14 protein-coding genes and 3 tRNA genes are annotated in these 17,667 nt (G+C 66.9%); 10 read left to right on the top strand and 7 right to left on the bottom strand.

The features are described 5' to 3' along the window. Window positions 1-144 precede the first annotated feature (144 nt). From CW359_RS04720 to CW359_RS04705, 4 genes are all read right to left on the bottom strand, one after another. Window positions 145-2,079 (bottom strand): ABC transporter ATP-binding protein, encoded by a 1,935-nt coding sequence (locus tag CW359_RS04720; RefSeq protein ID WP_105968460.1) that lies wholly within the window; start codon window positions 2,077-2,079, stop codon window positions 145-147. After that, complete coding sequence (locus tag CW359_RS04715; protein WP_105968459.1) at window positions 2,079-3,812, bottom strand: ABC transporter ATP-binding protein; 1,734 nt, start codon at window positions 3,810-3,812, stop codon at window positions 2,079-2,081. The genes CW359_RS04720 and CW359_RS04715 overlap by 1 nt, the downstream gene beginning before the upstream one ends. Window positions 3,813-3,976: 164 nt before the next feature. Continuing rightward, window positions 3,977-5,437 carry an FGGY family carbohydrate kinase gene (locus CW359_RS04710; RefSeq protein WP_105968458.1) on the bottom strand — a complete coding sequence of 487 codons (1,461 nt, stop codon included), beginning with the start codon at window positions 5,435-5,437 and terminating at the stop codon, window positions 3,977-3,979. A 150-nt stretch (window positions 5,438-5,587) separates the two neighbouring features. After that, the gene (locus tag CW359_RS04705; RefSeq protein WP_105968457.1) at window positions 5,588-5,893 is read right to left on the bottom strand and encodes a hypothetical protein; all 306 of its coding nucleotides are present in this window, start codon (window positions 5,891-5,893) and stop codon (window positions 5,588-5,590) included. Between the two features lie 206 nt (window positions 5,894-6,099). Between CW359_RS04705 and CW359_RS04700 the strand changes: the two genes are divergently transcribed. From CW359_RS04700 to CW359_RS04690, 3 genes are all read left to right on the top strand, one after another. Beyond that, window positions 6,100-6,172 (top strand) — tRNA-Asn (locus tag CW359_RS04700). Between the two features lie 6 nt (window positions 6,173-6,178). Next, window positions 6,179-6,251, top strand: a tRNA-Asn gene (locus CW359_RS04695). A 178-nt stretch (window positions 6,252-6,429) separates the two neighbouring features. Then, window positions 6,430-6,503: transfer RNA gene (locus tag CW359_RS04690), tRNA-Ile, on the top strand. A gap of 128 nt (window positions 6,504-6,631) precedes the next feature. On the opposite strand, the gene CW359_RS04685 is transcribed toward CW359_RS04690, so the two are convergent. Further along, entirely contained in the window at window positions 6,632-8,215 is a 1,584-nt protein-coding gene (locus CW359_RS04685; protein ID WP_105968456.1) for a tyrosine-type recombinase/integrase, read from the bottom strand. A 490-nt stretch (window positions 8,216-8,705) separates the two neighbouring features. Between CW359_RS04685 and CW359_RS04675 the strand changes: the two genes are divergently transcribed. Continuing rightward, entirely contained in the window at window positions 8,706-9,671 is a 966-nt protein-coding gene (locus tag CW359_RS04675; RefSeq protein WP_105968455.1) for a recombinase family protein, read from the top strand. Here CW359_RS04675 and CW359_RS04670 read toward each other — a convergent pair. Both CW359_RS04670 and CW359_RS04665 read right to left on the bottom strand, forming a co-directional pair. Then, window positions 9,660-10,430, bottom strand: a complete 771-nt coding sequence (locus tag CW359_RS04670) for a hypothetical protein (RefSeq protein ID WP_105968454.1) — start codon at window positions 10,428-10,430, stop codon at window positions 9,660-9,662. The two genes, CW359_RS04675 and CW359_RS04670, sit on opposite strands and share 12 nt — an antisense overlap. 5 nt (window positions 10,431-10,435) lie before the next feature. Then, the gene (locus tag CW359_RS04665) at window positions 10,436-10,963 is read right to left on the bottom strand and encodes a hypothetical protein (protein WP_105968453.1); all 528 of its coding nucleotides are present in this window, start codon (window positions 10,961-10,963) and stop codon (window positions 10,436-10,438) included. Window positions 10,964-11,636: 673 nt separating this feature from the next. On the opposite strand from CW359_RS04665, the gene CW359_RS04660 reads away from it, so the two are divergent. The 6 genes from CW359_RS04660 (at window position 11,637) to CW359_RS04625 (ending at window position 17,629) form a co-directional block, all read left to right on the top strand. Further along, entirely contained in the window at window positions 11,637-12,806 is a 1,170-nt protein-coding gene (locus CW359_RS04660; protein WP_157968496.1) for a ParB/RepB/Spo0J family partition protein, read from the top strand. 66 nt (window positions 12,807-12,872) lie between these two features. Next, on the top strand, window positions 12,873-13,190 hold the full coding sequence (locus CW359_RS04655) for a hypothetical protein (protein ID WP_105968451.1): 318 nt from the start codon (window positions 12,873-12,875) through the stop codon (window positions 13,188-13,190). A 10-nt stretch (window positions 13,191-13,200) separates the two neighbouring features. Then, window positions 13,201-14,121, top strand: coding sequence for an SAM-dependent methyltransferase (locus CW359_RS04650; RefSeq protein ID WP_105968450.1), 921 nt, complete (start codon window positions 13,201-13,203; stop codon window positions 14,119-14,121). Between the two features lie 870 nt (window positions 14,122-14,991). Next, window positions 14,992-15,654, top strand: coding sequence for a ParB/RepB/Spo0J family partition protein (locus tag CW359_RS04635; RefSeq protein ID WP_105968447.1), 663 nt, complete (start codon window positions 14,992-14,994; stop codon window positions 15,652-15,654). Beyond that, the gene (locus tag CW359_RS04630; RefSeq protein ID WP_105968446.1) at window positions 15,651-17,096 is read left to right on the top strand and encodes a methyltransferase domain-containing protein; all 1,446 of its coding nucleotides are present in this window, start codon (window positions 15,651-15,653) and stop codon (window positions 17,094-17,096) included. Before CW359_RS04635 ends, CW359_RS04630 begins: the two co-directional genes overlap by 4 nt. A gap of 71 nt (window positions 17,097-17,167) precedes the next feature. Further along, window positions 17,168-17,629: a hypothetical protein gene (locus tag CW359_RS04625; RefSeq protein ID WP_105968445.1), complete on the top strand. Its 462-nt coding sequence runs from the start codon at window positions 17,168-17,170 to the stop codon at window positions 17,627-17,629. Window positions 17,630-17,667: the final 38 nt, after the last annotated feature.

Genomic DNA, 17,667 nt, shown 5'->3' with positions numbered 1-17,667 from the left:
GAGGCCGTCCAGGCCGATCAACCCCCCCCCCACCCCCGCCGTACCCACCCCCCCCCGGGGGGTCTGGGGGCGCAGCCCCCAGGGATGGGACGGGTAGGGGCGGCGGGGGCGAAGAAAAAGTCCCCGCCCCCGAACGAACCTCCCCTAATCCACCTCAGCCACAGCCTCAGCGAACTGCGCCTTGTACAACCGGGCATAAGCCCCACCCGCCCCCAACAACTCCCCATGCGCCCCCTGCTCCACGATCGCCCCGTTCTCCATCACCAAAATTGTGTCCGCATCCCGAATAGTCGACAGCCGATGCGCGATCACGAACGACGTCCGCCCATGGGCGAGTTTCGCCATCGCCTTCTGGATCAGCACCTCGGTCCGCGTGTCCACGGAACTCGTCGCCTCGTCCAGCACCAGAATCACCGGATCCGACAGGAACGCCCGAGCGATCGTGATGAGCTGCTTCTCACCCGCGCTCACCCCCGTCCCCTCGTCGTCGATCACCGTGTCGTACCCCTCCGGCAACGTCCGGATGAACCGATCCGCGTGCGCCGCCCGAGCCGCCTCCTCGATCTCCCCGCGCGTCACCGCCCGCTCCCGCGCGGCCCCGTACGCGATGTTCTCCGCGATGGTCCCCCCGAACAGCCAGGTGTCCTGGAGCACCATCCCTATCCCGGCCCGGAGTTCCTCCCGGGACATGGAGGCGATGTCCACCCCGTCGAGGGTGATCCGCCCCCCGGAGACCTCGTAGAACCGCATCAGCAGGTTGACCAGAGTGGTCTTACCGGCCCCGGTAGGGCCGACGATCGCGACCGTGTGCCCAGGCTCCACCGCCAGCGAAAGATCCTCGATCAGCGGCTTCTCCGGCTCGTACCGGAACGACACATGCTCCAGCGACACCAGCCCCCGCAGCTCCTCCGGCCGCACCCCCGGCACCGGATCGGCCTCCTGCTCCTCCGCGTCCAGCACCTCGAACACCCGCTCGGCCGAAGCCACCCCGGACTGCACCAGGTTCGCCATCGAGGCGACCTGCGTCAGCGGCATCGAGAACTGCCGGGAGTACTGGATGAACGCCTGCACGTCACCGATCGACAGCGCACCCGAAGCGACCCGCAACCCGCCCACCACGGCCACCAGCACGTAGTTGAGGTTCGACACGAAGAACATCAGCGGCTGCATGACCCCGCTGTTGAACTGGGCCTTGAACCCGGCCTCGTACAACGCGTCGTTCTGCTCGGCGAACTGCTCCGCCGACTCCTCCTGCCGCCCGAACACCTTCACCAGGGTGTGCCCGGTGTACATCTCCTCGATGTGGGCGTTCAGCTTGCCGGTGGTCCGCCACTGCTGCACGAAGTGCGGCTGAGACCGCTTGCCGACGCGCGTCGCGATGTAGAACGACAGCGGCACGGTCACCAGCGCGACCAGCGCGAGCAGCCACGATACCCAGAACATCATCGCCAGCACGCCGACGATCGTCAGCAGCGAGTTGATGAGCTGCCCCAGCGACTGCTGAAGCGTCTGCCCGATGTTGTCGATGTCGTTCGTGGCGCGACTGAGGACCTCTCCCCGCTGCCGCTTGTCGAAGTAGGACAGCGGCAGCCGCGAGAGCTTCGCCTGCAGATCCGCCCGCATCCGGTACACGGTCCGGTTGACCGCCCGGTTCACCAGCCGGGTAGCCACCAGCATCAGCGCCCCGGCGAGGACGAACACGGCCAAGGCCAGCCCCAGCACCTCACCCACCGCGCCGAAGTCGATCCCCTTGCCCGGCGTGAAGTCCGTACCGGACAGCATGTCGGCCACGCCGCTCTCGCCGCGCTGCCGCATCCCGGCGAGCACCTCGGCCTTCGAACTCCCGCTCTCGAACTGCCGTCCGACGATGCCGGCGAAGACCAGGTCGGTCGCCCGCCCCAGGATCTTCGGGCCCACCACCGACAGGCCCACGCTCACGAACACCGTGCACAGCATCACGTACATCGTGGCCCGTTCGGGCTTGAACTGGGCGAGGAGCCGTTTGCCGGAATCCTTGAAATCCATCGAGTGATGGTCGGGTCCTGTGCCCGCCATCATGCGACCCATGGGCCCGGCCATCAGGCGGCCTCCGCTTCCGTGAGCTGGGAGAGCACGATCTCCCGGTAGGTCTCGTTGTCCGCCATCAGCTCGTGGTGGCGGCCGGTGCCGACGACCCGGCCCTCGTCCAGGACGATGATCCGGTCGGCGTCCCTGATCGTGGACACCCGCTGGGCGACGATCACGACGGTCGCCTCGGCGGTCTCGCGCGCGAGCGCCGTCCGCAGGGCCGCGTCCGTGGCGTAGTCGAGCGCGGAGAAGGAGTCGTCGAAGAGGTAGATCTCGGGCCGCTGGACGAGTGTTCGTGCGATAGCGAGCCGCTGTCGCTGCCCGCCCGACACGTTCGTCCCGCCCTGCGCGATCGGCGCGTCGAGCCCGCCCTCCAGCCGCTCCACGAACGCCTTGCCCTGCGCCACCTCCAGCGCCCGCCACAGCTGCTCGTCCGTGGCGTCCGGATTCCCGTACCGCAGATTGCTCGCCACGGTCCCGGCGAACAGATACGGCTTCTGCGGCACCAGCCCCACCGTCCTGGCCAGCAACTTCGGCTCTACGGTGGCCACGTCCACGCCGTCGACGAGCACCTCCCCGTCCGTGGCGTCGAACAGCCGCGGGACCAGCCCCAGCAGCGTCGACTTCCCGCTCCCCGTGGACCCGATCACCGCGGTCACCTCACCGGGCCGCGCCACCAGGTCGACGGCGCGCAGCACCGGCTCCTCGGCGCCCGGATAGCGGAACCCGGCCCCCCGGATCTCCAGATGCCCGTGCCGCCGCAGCTCGACGACGGGACTGACCGGCGGCACGACACTCGACGACGTACCGAGGACCTCCTCGATGCGCTCGGCGCACACCTCCGCGCGCGGGACCATCATGAACATGAAGGTGGCCATCATCACGGACATGACGATCTGCATCAGATAGGCGAGGAACGCGGTCAGCGCCCCGATCTCCATCCCACCGCTGTCGATGCGATGAGCACCGAACCACACCACCGCGATGGACGAGACGTTGACGACGGTCATGACGATCGGGAACATCAGCGCGAGCAGCCGCCCGGTGCCCAGCGACACCTCGGTCAGCTCGGCGTTCGCCTTCCCGAACCGGTCCTTCTCGTACTCGTCCCGCACGAAGGCCCGGATCACCCGGTTGCCGGTGATCTGCTCGCGCAGCACCCGGTTGACGGTGTCGAGCCGCACCTGCATCAGCCGGAACATCGGCCGCAGCCGCCGCACGATCAGCGTCACGCAGATGCCCAGCACGGGCACGACGGCGATCAGTACGCCCGACAGCGGCACGTCGAGACCCAGCGCGAGCACGATGCCGCCCACGCACATGATCGGCGCCGACACCATCAGCGTGAACGTCATCAGCACCAGCATCTGGACCTGCTGGACGTCATTGGTCGTACGGGTGATCAGTGAGGGCGCCCCGAACTGCCCGACCTCGCGCGCCGAGAACGACTGCACCCGGTCGAAGACGGCGGCGCGCAGATCCCGCCCGAGCGCCGAGGCCGTACGGGCGCCGTAGTACACGGCGCCGATGTTGCAGACGACCTGCACCAGCGAGATGCCGATCATCACGGCACCGAAGAGCAGGATCTGCCCTGTGTCGCCCTTCACCACACCGTCGTCGATGATGTCCGCGTTGAGCGTGGGCAGATAGAGGGTGGCGCAGGTCTGCAGGAGCTGGAGCAGCACGAGCAGGCCGATGGGTTTCTTGTAGGGCCGCAGGTAAGTGCGCAGAAGTCGTATGAGCACGCTGAATCTCTCGGAGTCGGCGGTTTGTCCGGAACGGGCACGCGGGCGTACGGGCGACGCCTGCCCGGGCCGGACGATGGGGAGTGCCCCACGCCCCCATCGTCGAACACTCCACCCGTGTTACTTCAACCGATTAATCCAACAGCAGGAGATTTCTTGGCGGCTCAGCTACGGAACGCCCCGGGATGCGTCTGCTCCCGCACGGACACGTACTGCTGCCGCACCGCCTGCCCCACCGCCAGTTCCTCCCCGGGATCCAGCACCTGCGCGGTGGCCCCCTGCCAGGCGGGCGGCGTACGCGGGTCGAGCGTCCCCTGCGTCACCCCGAGCGCCCAGGCGGCCTGCCGGGCGGCCCCGATGGCCGCGTAGTCGGCGGGCTGCGGTACGACGACCTGCGCCCCGAACAGCATCGGCGCGGCGGCCTGTACGGCGGGCAGCTCGGCGGCGGACCCGAGCAGGAACACCCGCTGTACGTCGACCCCGCGCCCCCGCAGCACGTCCAAGGCGTCGGCGAGCCCGCACAACATCCCCTCGAAGGCGGCCCGCGCGAGATGCTCGGCCTTCATGGACTCCCGCCGCAGCCCGGCGAGCGTCCCGGCGGTGTGCGGCAGACTCGGCGTCCGCTCACCCTCCAGATAGGGCAGCATGACGAGCCCATGGGAGCCCGGAGTCGACTTCATGGCGAGATCGGACAGACTCTCCAGATCGCCGAGCCCGAGCAACTCGGCGGTCCCACGCAGTGTCCGTACGGCATTCAGTGTCGTGACGACGGGCAGATGCAGCCCGGTGGCGTCGGCCAGCGAGGTGATCATCCCGGTCGAGTCGAAGAGCGCCTCGGGATGTACGGCCATCACGGACCCGGAGGCCCCGAGCGACACGACGACGTCCCCGAGCCCGAGCCCGAGCCCGAAGGCGGCGGCCATGGTCTCGCCGGTACCGGCGGAGATGAGCAGCCCCTCGGGCGTCGTACCGGCGGCGTCGGACGGCCCGAGCACCTCGGGCAGCATGGCCTGCCGCCCGAGCGCGAGTTCGACGAGATCACCGCGGTAGGCACCCATGGCGGCGGACCAGTACCCGGTCCCGGAGGCCCCACCCCGATCGGTGGTCCGGCGCACCGGCCGCCCGAGAAGCTGCCACACCAGCCAGTCGTGCGCCTGCATGAGGACGGCGGTCCGCTGGGCGGCCTCGGGCTCGTTGCGCGCCAGCCACCGGAGCTTGGTGACCGGCTGCGCGGCCTGCGGCACACACCCCACGGCCTGCGCCCACGCCTCCCGCCCCCCGAGCGCGTCGATCAGATCGGCGGCGGCGACCTGCGCCCGCTTGTCCCCGCCGACCATGGCCGGCCGTACGGTGTTGCCCTGCGCGTCGACCGGCACGAGCGCGTTCTGCTGCGCGGACACCCCGATGCACTGCACGCCTTCGAGCAGCCCGCCCCCGGCGGCCTCACCGAGGGAGAGCAGCCAGGCCTGCGGATCGACATCGGACGGCCGCCCGCCACCCCCGCCCTCGGGGCCTTCCACCGGATGCGGCGCATAGCCCTGCCGCAGCACGGACCCTGTGTCCGCGTCGCAGACGACGATACGAGTGAAATCGGGCGAACTGTCCAACCCGGCGACTATCCCCATGGCGAAAATTCTGCCGTACGCGGAGAGGTGAACGCGCCGGTCCGACGCTCCGTTAGGGGCGGCCTGTGCGTTGTCGGTGTCCAGGGGGTGTGCGGAGGAGCCAGATGTGTCGATGCCGACACCCCTGGCACCCCCGTCGTCGCCGGTGGCTCAGGTGTTACTGGTGCCCCAGTCGTCCTCGCCACCTCCCGTGGCGTTGCGCTCACGCAGGGAGCGCACCCGGTCGGCGACGGAGTCGGGCACCCGGTCGCCGACCTTCTCGCTCACGGTGTGGAAGGCCTTGCCGGCGAACTCCCGCCCCTGCAGCGCGGCCGACTCGGCGGTGTTGCGGACGGCCGGGTTCTGCGCGACCTGCCGGGCGGACTTCTTCAACTGCTCGTAGCGCTCGCGCCCGGCTCGCGTGCCCAGCACGTAACCCAGGGCCAGTCCGGCGACGAACGTGAGCCGGTAACGCATGACGGCCACCTTTCCTTGACGAGCGTCGAGTGGAGCGAGTGAGACGCGTGGCTGGCGAGTGGGACGGGGCTGACGACGGGCGTGGGGTGCGAGGCGCGCGGAACCGATTGGCGGAGCACCCCCCTGCTTGCGCTAATGTATGTGTCGCAGCGAGCACACGCCCCCTGGCGAATACCCAGGGAGGTACGTTCGATGCAACGAGGCAATCCTCCGTAGCTCAATTGGCAGAGCAGCCGGCTGTTAACCGGCAGGTTACTGGTTCGAGTCCAGTCGGGGGAGCTTCGGTCTTCCGTAGCTCAATTGGCAGAGCAGCCGGCTGTTAACCGGCAGGTTACTGGTTCGAGTCCAGTCGGGAGAGCAGCAGGAAGAAGGACCCCGTCGGGGTCCTTTTTCGTGTCCGGGGGAACCGCGCGAGCCGCGCCGAGGTCCTCAAGGTCAAGAAGCGCAGGCGAAGGCCGACCATCCGAAGCAGGAGATCGTATGAGCGGCTATGCTGCGGCAGACGGCGCGCACAAATGTGCGCGACGCGCCGTAATGGGGCGGTAGCTCAGCCGGTTAGAGCAGCGGACTCATAATCCGTCGGCCGTGGGTTCGAGTCCCACCCGCCCCACTCTGCATTACCCACGCAGAATCGTTCTGACCAGCAACTTAGCTGGTGGGTCGGGTGACTTGAGAGATCTTGGCGGCTCTAGTGGATCAAGGAAACCTGATCCAGGGGCCAGCCAGGGGCCAGCGGGGTCATGCCGCCTGTGCGGGGCCCTCCTCAGGGGCCGAGTCATCCCTTTCGGATGTTGCCGTGGAGTCCTCGGCGGGCTCCTCAGCCCCCTCCTCATCCTTCTTGGGACTGGCCCTACGCTCGGCGCGCGGCACCGTGGCTATGGTCGACTCTGCCTCGGCGGTCATCAGCTGAGGCAGGACACTCGTATACGTGTCCGAGGTGATCTGGCGGGAGCTGTGGCCCAGCCGCTCCTGCACCACCTTGATGTCGTTCTTCGCGAGCAGCGACAGCGTGGCCGAGATATGCCGCAGATCATGCAGGCGGACAGGCGGGAGCCCGGACAACTCGACCAGCCGCTTGAAGCGTCGGCTGATCCAGTCCGGATGGTAGGGCTCGCCGTTCTCCTGGGTGAAGACCCGGTCGGACTCGGTCCAAGCCCGTACGCCGGACCACTCCGTCCGTTCCTTCTCTTGGGTGATCCGCCACGCGTGAAGCACATCTACCGACTCCGCGCTCACGGAAATTGTGCGGACGCTGTCGGCCTTCGGGGGTTCTCCGTACAGCCGGTAGGCGACTTCGACGATCTGAGCGGAGATACGGAGCCAGCGGCTCGTCAGGTTCACCTCCGGCCATGGCAGGGCGCACATCTCACCGCGGCGAGGGCCGAGAAAGATGAAGGTGTGCCACAGGGGGTAGAGCCGGTCGTCGCTCACGAAGTCGAGAAATTGGCCTGTTTGCTCGGGGGTCCAGACCATGACCGGGCCTGGCTTCTCGCCAGTCTGTCTCCACCGCTCGACCCGCTCTGGTGTCCAGACCAGCGGCTTGGGTCGCTTGGCTGCCGGAAGTTCCACGAGCTGGGCCCAGTTGGTCGAGTACTCGCCGCGCTTGATACCGATTCCCAGGAACGAGCTGAGGGTGGCGTTGAGCCGGTGCATCGTCGCGGCGCTGGTGATCTTCCGCTTGCCCTTGCGCTCCTCCCGCAGGGCGGCGTTGGCATCCAGGTAGGCCCGGCGTGCGGCACGGCGCTCCTCCTTCTTGCCGGCGGCGCGCACCCAGGCCTTGTGGGCGGCGTCGCGAGATTCTTGTAGTTCGACCACCTGGGCGTGGTGGATGAGACGCAGGGCGTTTTGACGCTCAATCGCGTCGTACATGGCCTCGATGTGGCGCAGCCTGAGGTCGCGCCGCTTGACATGGCCAAGGTGCGGTTCGAGGTAGAGGTCGATGTGCTCCTCGTAGCCGTGGCGCGTGGTACGGGCCAGGCTCCTCTTGCGCTTGAGCCAGGACCGCAAGTCTTCACCGACGGTGGTATCGCTGAGCACGTCGGTCCCGCCGAAGGCGTCGCGGTAGACCTGGACAGCCTTGTCCTTCGCTGCGTCCTTGGTCGCGAACCCGCCGCGCCGCGCCCGTTGCCGTTTGCCCCCCTCTCCGGGATCTACGTCGAAGGCGAAGTACCACGTCCCGTGGCCCTTGCTCGTGAGCTTGGGGCAGGTCTGGCCGATGTCCTTCATCTTCTGTGAGCCGTCGGTCTTGAATATGGGCTCCCCGGCGTCGTCTGTCGCCGGCGCCTTGCACTGGCAGCGTTTGAAGTAGCTGATGTCTGACACGCTTCTCCCCGCGTGGTGGCATGTGGATCTTTTGTGTCGGTCCTTGTCGAACCAATGTCTATCTTGCCCCAACACTCCAGTGTTGGAGTATCCTTATGACTCGTTGGCGTGGGGGAGAACGCGACAACGGGAATGACAACGAAGGACGCATCTGTAGCTACGGACGCCGGGGTCAGTTTGATGACTCTGGAGGAACTACTCGCGCTGCCACCGACCGTGAACGTTGTGACGGCTGCGCGAGCACTCGGGATCGGCACGCACAAGGCTTACAACTTGATCAAAGAGGGGTCTTTCCCCGTGCAGACGCTCCCTTTGGGCGGCACGGTGAGAGTCCCCACTGCTGCACTCTGGCAAGTGCTCGGGGTGACGCCACTGGTGCAGTGATCTGTGTAGCCCTGAGTCTGTCGGTCTCGCTGGGCCATAGCTGGGACATGTGCCGTGGCCTAGGATCAGGCGGCTACGGGCGCACGAGACGAGAACGGACCACCGCATGCCACGGCTCTACGGTTTCGATGACGCCTCACGTCGTCGGCTACGTGACGACGAAGTGGACCCGACCCGCCAGATGGTGAGCCGGGCGCTGGTCGACCTGTCTGTATCCAACGAGGACGTTGCGGTCTGGGCGAACGGTGAGGGCTACCGGGGAACGCTTGGCGGGGAGTGGAAGGACGCGTCGATCGGACGCCTGTTTCGCAATCCGGCGATCGCTGGACTGCGCTACGACGATGACGGCGAACTCGTTGACGCGGGTCATCCCGGAGCTATCACGCGCGAAGAGTTCGAGGCCCTTCAGGAGCGGGAGAAGGCTCGCAGTACGAAGGATGCGGAGCCCGCGTACGACTATCTCCTGATTGGCGGGGGCTGCACCTGCGGCAAGTGCACACAGGACCTCGGAGGTGCCCGCACGAATTCGGGTACGCCCGGATACCGCTGTCGCCCGAAGGACAAGCGCGGGCACGGTGGCTGTGGTGAGGTGAGGATTGATGCCGAGCTGTTGGAGGACCACGTCGGAGAGAACGTCGTGGCGGAACTCCTCAAGCCCGGTATCCGAGCCTTGATCACCAAGGCCCAGGCCGCCGTGCGCAAGCAGGTTGAGAACCTCAAGCGGGACATCGTGGACCTGGAGGGCCGCCAGTCGGAGCTTGGGAGGCTCTACGGCAGCCGCGAGATCAGCAGCGAGGCGCTGGTGGCCGGAGAGCGCGAGATCGCGGCCAATCTCAAGAGAATCCGTTCCCGCCTCCGGTACGCGGAGCAGATGGCGAACTTCTCACTCGGCCATGCCAAGGACCTGGTGAAGTGGTGGAACAGTGCCCCCACCGCCTCGAAGAGAGCCATCACGCTGCTCCTCTTGGAGAAGATCGAGGTGTTCCCCGCGAGTGCCCGCGGCGTTCGGACGATCGAGCCAGGGCGGGTCGTCCTGCACTGGCGCAAGCTGTCCGGCATGTCAGCTGACTGAGACCGCTACCCGCGCTGCGAGTCGCCTGCCTACCATCGCCATGGTCAGCCCCGTGATCAGTGCGATCACGGCGAGCCCGGCCAGGAGTGGGGAGATGATCTCCTCGTACCGCAGCGGCCACGGGTGGCCCAGGTAATGGGTCACCAGGTATGACCCCTTGCTGGCGGCGTAGGCCACTCCTAGGAGCGCGGAGATCGACGACAGGGCGAGGCCACGAGCCGTCCAGACGTGTCCTGCGCGCCGGGCAACGAGAGTCATCCCCGTGCACAGGAACGCGATCTCGCCGCAGGTGATCGCCACGTAGGCCAGATAGACCATCAGGTAGACGGTGACGCCTGGCACCGTGGCGAACTCGGTCGTGAACTCCACCGTCTTGTCGGTGGTGCCGACGAACAGTGGCAGCATCGCCGCTAGGACACACGCCGCGAAGGCGACACGTGCGTACAGGCTGGCCCTCAGCACCTCGTGGTTGTAGGACCAGTCCACGAGCATCAGTTGAAGGCTGCCGCACCATACGACTGCACAGATGTGCGCCCCGAGCTTGGCCGCGTTGTTCATGCCGGTCGCCGATTCGATCACGTCCTCTATCGCCGGGACGGCGAGGGTGACGCCCACCGTGCAGATACCGATGGCCACGGCTCGGGTGAAACGGGCTACGCGGTAGTCGCTTCGGTCACGCTGACGCCAGGCTTCCCGAGCGGAGAGCACGGTGCCCGCCAGGCCGATCAGAGTGCACAGGCCGAAGACTAAGCCGTCCATTTGGTTCAGGTTCCTTCCAAGTCAGAGACGGCACGCTCAGCCGCTTCGGTGAAGCTGAGGCGCCTCCGCCGGCCAGGCCGCGGTGGTTCCGGGGCGGGCGGAAGAGGCTCGGGCACCTCTGGGACGGCGAGATCACTGTGCCCGTGTCGCAGACGGATCTCACGTGCGGCCTCCAGAAGTTCGGCAGCTCCGGCGTCACCCAGGTCATGGATGAGTCGAAGTGCCTCGCGTGCGTCTTGGTACTCCTCATAGACCGACAGGGACGTCAATCCGTTGTAACCGGGGAGTAGGTAAGCTACCGGAGAGTTCAACGCCCGTGCGAGACCGGAGAGTTGGGCACTCGAAGGGTTTGACTTGACGCCGTTCAGGAGGTCGTTCACGACCTGGTGGGTCATCGCCGGCTTGCCGCCGGGGGTCTCGGCGGTGGCGGCGGCGATGGCGCGCGTGCTTGGGGTCTTCCCGTCCGCTCCGCGCTTCCTGTTGAGCAGTACGGCGAGCTTGCTGGAAAGAGGGGTGTCCGGGCCGAGCGGCATTGTGCTGGCTACTCCTCGCGATACGGGCAGGCCCGACCTGGCGGTGAACGGTGGATGGTGCTCACTCAGTATCGCTGCGGGGCGACAGCGACTGGCGAGGCAGTGCAATGTCTATGTTGGTTGACAATAGGTAGGGCTCGAAGCAAGATCTATAACGTCAGGCGTAGTAAGCGCGTGCCCGGCTTGCGGGGCTGCCGCCTCTCTATCGCCTCCTAGGGTGCAAGATCGCGACGGCATCCAAATGGGCTTCGAAGTGTGCCGCTAACTCGTCTGTGTAGGGATCTAATTAGCCGCGGCTCGTTATGGGGGGACGGAACGCTGTAACGCGGGGAGGGTACGGGTGGGGATTGATTTAGGCCGAGTGTTGGCTCGACTGGAGGAGTCGGGCGGCGCGGAGAACGTCATCCTGGATGACGAGGCGGTGCTCGGCGTCTTGGGGGCTCTGGCGATCGTTGACGCGAAACGTGTCGGCTGTGACGTGGGGCGTGTGAGCGGCGCTGTCGCGAGTTGATCTACGCGAGTAGCCGGGAGCGGGTCCCCGAGGGGCCCGCTCTTGCGCACCTGACCTGCAAAAACTCTTCGAAAATTGTGGACCTTCCCTCTGAATGCATATAGAATAGAACCAGAAGGAAGGGGGAAAGAAGAAGCCCCCACCGACCTCTTGGAGATCGACATGTCGCGCAAGTACGCCACCCTGAAGATGAGCCAGATCCACCGCAACCCGAACCAGCCCCGCAAGACCTTCGAAGAGGACGCACTGAAGGAGCTGGCCGAGTCGATCAAGGAGCACGGCCTCCTCCAGCCGATCGTCGTCCGGAAGATGGAGAAGGGCTACGAGCTCGTGGCCGGCGAGCGCCGCTTCCGCGCCAACGAACTCGCGGACAACATCACCATCGACGCGAAGATCCTTTTGCCCGAAGGTGAGTCCGAGATCAGCGACATGGACTCCTTCAAGAAGGCGATGGCCGAGAACCTGAACCGCGAGGACATGCTCCCTCTGGAGGAGGCGCGCGGCTTCAAGAAGGTCCTGGACGAGGAGGACGATGCCACGCCTGCGAGCGTCGCCAAGGCGTTCTCCAAGTCGGTCCAGTTCGTCAACCAGCGCCTGGCCCTGCTCGCCCTGCGCCCCGAGATCCAGGCGGCGGTCGACCTCGGGCACATCGGCACCCAGGCGGCCGTCCAGATCGCCGCACTCTCGAAGGACAACCAGAAGGCGGTCTTCCAGGACTGGAAGAAGGGCGACAAGAACGACAACCAGCTCGTCCACATCGCCTACGCCATGCGCAAGCATGAGAAGGCGGCCACGCAGGACTCCATGGTCGACGTCGACGAGATGACGCCCGAGGAGAAGGCCGAGCGGAGCCGCGCGCAGGCCAAGACCAAGAGCGACCTCGACGCGATCGAGGGGATGTGGGCGCTGCTGGACAGCATCGGAAAGGCGGACCCCATGGAGCTGGCCCGCGCCCTGGCGGGGGAGGTCGGCAAGCGGCTTGAGCAGATGGACCGCGTCGCGGACGTCGTGCAGAAGGCCCGGTTCCAGCTCCGCCAGGCGAAGGCTCACGCCGACGCCAGCGAGATTATGGTCAACCCCGCTGCTGCCGCACCCGACCTGGTGGCCGAGGCTGACGCCGTACTCGCCCAGTTGGACCCGGCTGGGGGCGACACCGAGCCGGAGACGCAGGCCGAGCCCGTCCCGGAGGCCGAGGCCGCCCCGGCCGCCGTCGCCGACGCGGAGGCCGAGGTCACCTCCGCCGCCGACGTAGAGACCGAGAGCCCGGCGGGGTCGGAGGAGGGCGACACCGAGTCCGAGGTGGCGGCCGAGCCGGTCACCGTCGCAGCCTGACCCTGATCTGCCCATCCCGGGGCGGCCCCCAGCGGGCCGTCCCCTTCTCTATGGAGCCCCACAGTGATGAACGACATCCGCGCCATGCGCAACATCAACGCCAACCTGTTCGACGTACCGCCCTCGGCCAACGCCCTTGAGGAGTACGACTCCGACGTGGCCGAACTCGTCCGCGAGGCAGCGGTGCACCTGCTCAAGGCGCGCCGTGACAACGACGAGGCCGCCCTGAATGAGGCATACAACCTCACCCTGCTCGCCGCCTCCGAGCTTATGAAGGGTGCCGGTAGTTCGGTGTACGTGCGCACTCACCTCATGGTCACGGCCCGCCTGGTCGAGCTCGAAGCGGCGCTCCTCGCCGCCGAGGCCACGACCGCCAGCAAGTGAGGGGACGACCGTGCAGATAGATTCCGACGTTCTCGACGCCATCCGCTCCGCCGAGGTCGACGGCCCGGAGCTCCGACTTCGGGGCCAGCTCGACCGCAAGCTGTACGAGCGGGTCAACCTGGCCCTTCACGCCGTCGGCGGCACCTGGAACCGCTACAGGCGCGCCCACATCTTCCCGGGCGCCGCCGTCACTGCTGTCGCGGGGCTGCTCGCAACGGGCCAGGTGATCACCGACGCCGAGCGTGGGTACTACCCCACGCCAAAACCCATCGTTGAACAACTCCTGGACCTGGCCGAACTCGAAGTCGGTTGCGAGGCGTTGGAGCCGTCCGCCGGACGTGGCGTCATCGCCGAGGCCGCCGCAGCCCGCGGAGCCATCGTCGACTGCATCGAACTCGACACTGCTCGCGCCGAGCGCATCCGTGTCGGCGGGTACGCCCGCGAGGTCACGAACGCCGACTCCCTCAGCGTGAAGGTAGAGCGCCGCTACCAGCGGATCATCATGAACCCGCCGTTCGCTGACCGGCAGGACATCCGGCACGTTGAACGGGCACTGCGCTTCGTTCAGCCGGGTGGCGTGGTCGTCGCCGTCATGCTCGGCAGCCTCACCTTCCGGACCGATCGTCTGACGAAGGACTTCAGGGCCCGCGTGCAGGAGGCGCGCGGGACCATCACGGAACTGCCTGACGACGCCTTCCCATCGGTGGGTGTGCGCACGGTGATCGCCGTTATCCCGGTCCGGGAGGCCGCGCCGCCTCCACGCTTCAACCCACAGGCGCCCAGGCCCGAGGACTTCACTGCAAGGCCCGCGGCGGTCCAGCAGGGGCTGTTCTTCGCGGACGCGCCGACAGCCCACGGCACGGCGCCCCTCGACGGGTTCCAGTATGGGGCTGCACCACGGCTAGAGATAGATCCCAACACTAGAGCGTGATACGTTCTATCTTGTTGGTGAGGGCGGCCTCAGCCGAGGAACCGGCTCACCAACGTGCCGTGGCATGCGGCACTCCCCTTCGGTGCCTGGCGGGTGGCCAATCCCCCGCGCCCTACCCGCCAGGCACCGGCCCCGCGCCTAAGCGGGGCCGCCGGAGCGCCGCCAAGATCCACGATCACGACCGGACCCGTCCCCGCCTCACGCCGGGGGCGGGTCCCCGTGCACTCAGGAGCGCCATGAACACAGAGGACTTCGCCGGGCACCCAGAAGATCGCGAGCTGTACGAACGTCTCCTCGTCGAGCGGGACGGGGCGCCGATCAAGGCCCTCGCTGAACGTGACCCGGGCCTCGAAGTACCAGCAGACCCGGATCCAGGCGCGGCCCGGCACCTCACGGAACTTGAAGCAGCCACAACTCCCCGACGACGAAAGCGACATGGAGCATGACCGCCAAGCAGGCACCGCCCGCAGAGCCGGAGCGCCGGACACCTCCCGTACCCGGTGCGGTGTGGTGCCGATCCTGTGACTCCTGGTGTCTGCCGACCGGCATCTGCGGCTGCAACAACCGGTGATGCACACCTTTCTGCGCCTTGTCGCCGACGCGATGGCCGTCCTACTCATGGCGGTCGTCGCCGTCGTCGCCTGGGTCGTTGTACAGCTCGGAGGCGGCGGTGTCCTTCTTGCCAGCCTCTTGGCCGTCCCCGCCTGTGGGCTGGTGGCAGCTGTTATCCACCACGTTCAGCGATGGGTGGGCAGTCGGCGACTAACGGACCGGCTGAGTCCTCGCCCCGGCGACCGCCGCGGCCCGGCGTGATCGTCTAGTCTGAACTAGCTGTAGGGCGCGGGGAACGGCCTACACAAGGGACGCCCAGTGACCTCGACGCCCGCCAACATCCCCGAACTGCTCCTGCCGCTCGCCGTCCCCACCGAGGACCTCGTTCCGTACTACCGGAACCCCCGCAACGGTGACCTCCCCTCGATCGCCGAATCGCTGACTGTCAACGGCCAGTACCGTGCGATCGTCGTCAACAAGGGCACCCACACGGGCCGCCACAACGAGATCCTGGCGGGCAACCACACGTACGCGGCGGCTCAGCAGCTCGGCTGGGAGCAGATCGCCGTCACTTGGGTCGACGTCGATGACGACGCGGCGGCCCGCATCGTCATCGTCGACAACCGGACCAACGACCTCGCTGGATACGACAGCGCGCTCCTGGCCGAGATCCTCTCCGAGATTCCGGACCTGGCCGGTACCGGCTACGACCGCGAGAGCGTGGACCGGCTCCTCGACGACACCTCCCTGCCCGAGACGCTGGAACTCACCTCCGACGGCGCGGGCACCGGTGCCGCAGCCACCGTCGACTACCTCCAGTGGGGCTACCTCCAGTGGGAGTCCAAGCGGGTCCGCATCACCTCCGAAGAGGTCGAAGCCCTCAACGCCATCTACACGAAGTTCGTTGACGACACCAACAGCGACCTCGGCTTCGGCTGGCACGTCTTGCAGCAGGCCCACGAGGAGGGCGAGGCGGCATGAGTAGCGCGCCCACCACGACGTTCTACGAGGCGTACCCTCTCGACCGGCTTCGCCCCGCCGACTACAACCCGCGCCGCCTCAGCGAGGAGGCGTTCGTCAGGCTTCAGGCGTCACTGCGCCGCCACGGTGTCGTGAAGCCTGTCATCCTCAACGCCGACGGCACGCTGGTCGCAGGCCACCAGAGAACCAAGGGCCTCCAGGCCATCGGCCTGACGCACACGCCCGCAGTCATGCTGGGCACGAAGGTCAGGTTGCAGGACGAGATCCAGTTCAACCTGCTGCACAACCGAGTCGAGACCGAGGCCAGCGTCGTCTACGCCGAGCCCGGCGTCATCGGCGCCTGGTCGTGGATTCCATGGCAGTCGATCCGGGTGGCGGAACGAAGGAACCTCTCCTTCGTCAACGCGATCGGGCACATGACCGCCGGCCACGGCCCGTGGGGGAGCGTCGTCATCGACGACCAGGGCCGCATCGTCCTCAACGCCGAATACGCCGTCGTCGCCTCCATCAACCGCTTCGACCTCCTCGCCTGGACCGTCACATCCGCCGACGCCGCCCAACTCCACGCCGACCTCACCGGCGAGTACGGCGTCTACGACTGGACCGCCATCGAGAGCAAGGCCCCGGTGTGGAACCAGCACATCGTGCAGCCCAAGAGGCTCCGCAAGTTCTCCTCCAAGGCCAAGGCCGGAAAGCTCGCCTACGGCTCCGAGACCTGGGACCAATTGGTCACGCCCTGGCTCAAGCCCACTCACCGGGTCGTGGACTTCGGCGCCGGGTACGGCGACTACGCCAAGCACCTGCGCGCCAAGGGCTTCAACATCCACGACTACGAGCCCTACCGCTGCCGGGACGGCTCGTACGCCGTCGACATCCGCGCCGTCGTCGGCATGATCCGCGACATCGACAAGGACATCCAGACCAACGGCCTGTACGACGTGGTGGTCCTCGACTCCGTCATCAACGCCACCACCACCCTCGATTACCAGCACTGGGTGATGACCACCGTCAACGCCCTCTGCTCGGCGGACGGGGTCGTGTGCCTCGGCACACGCAACCTCGCCCGCGAACTCCGGGACGAACAGGCCAAGCGGGTCACCTCCCAGACCGCCACCACCAAGATGAGCTTCCTCGACGAGGACAACGTCGAGATGAACTTCGTCAAGGGAAAGTGGCAGAAGCTGCGCTTCCACACCCCCGAGACCCTGGAGCCGCTGCTCCGCCGCTACTTCGAGGACGTACAGGTCACCGACCTCAGCGGCTCCAACATCAAGGCCACCTGCCGCCGTCCCATCGCCCTCCCCAAGGAGGAATACGAGAAGGCATTCGAAGAGGAATTCAATATGCCGTACCCGAATGGCTTCCGGCATGACAGGCATCTAGAATTGGTGGGAAATTTGATAAAATTGGTAGTAGAGAGAAATGAATCTCTCGCCAATTGAAACGGGCAAATGGGGAATGGATGTCACGGCGAATACAGGTTCAAATCGAATCGCGAACTCGATACCACATCATGTGGCTGGCGGGAGTCCGGCACGTAGCCCTCGACCAACACTGCCTGCGCAGCTTCGGTCAGCCCGACCGTCCCAGGCTCGACGCCGGCCGCCGGCATCAGACGATCGAACTCCCCGAGCACAACCCGCCGCTGGCGTGGTATCTGTGCGCGCTGCCCAACCCGTGGAAGTGGAGCGACAACGCGCACCTTGCCTTCGAGAGCGCACCAGGAGAGCGGTGGGAGGGGCCCGCCCTGGTGCCGGGCCTGTATGTGCACCTGGAGAACGCTCGCCCCATCACCGGATGGGGCGAGCACAACATCCCCGAGAGTGAGCCGCGCCGGAAGTCGGTCCGTTTCCGGACCTGCCGCAACTACCAGTTCGCCTGGTGGCTGCGCACCGAGCGAAACGCGCCCGACGCGCCACCCGAGTACGTACCGCCCAAGCGGCCCGGTGAGGGCGAGCAGATGTCACTGATGTGATGCTGGTGGGGCCGGACAAACGCCTTCTGGCCTCACTG

The organism is Streptomyces geranii (assembly GCF_002954775.1).
GTDB classification, from domain to species: domain Bacteria; phylum Actinomycetota; class Actinomycetes; order Streptomycetales; family Streptomycetaceae; genus Streptomyces; species Streptomyces geranii.
This window is presented reverse-complemented; position numbering and strand designations above follow the sequence as displayed.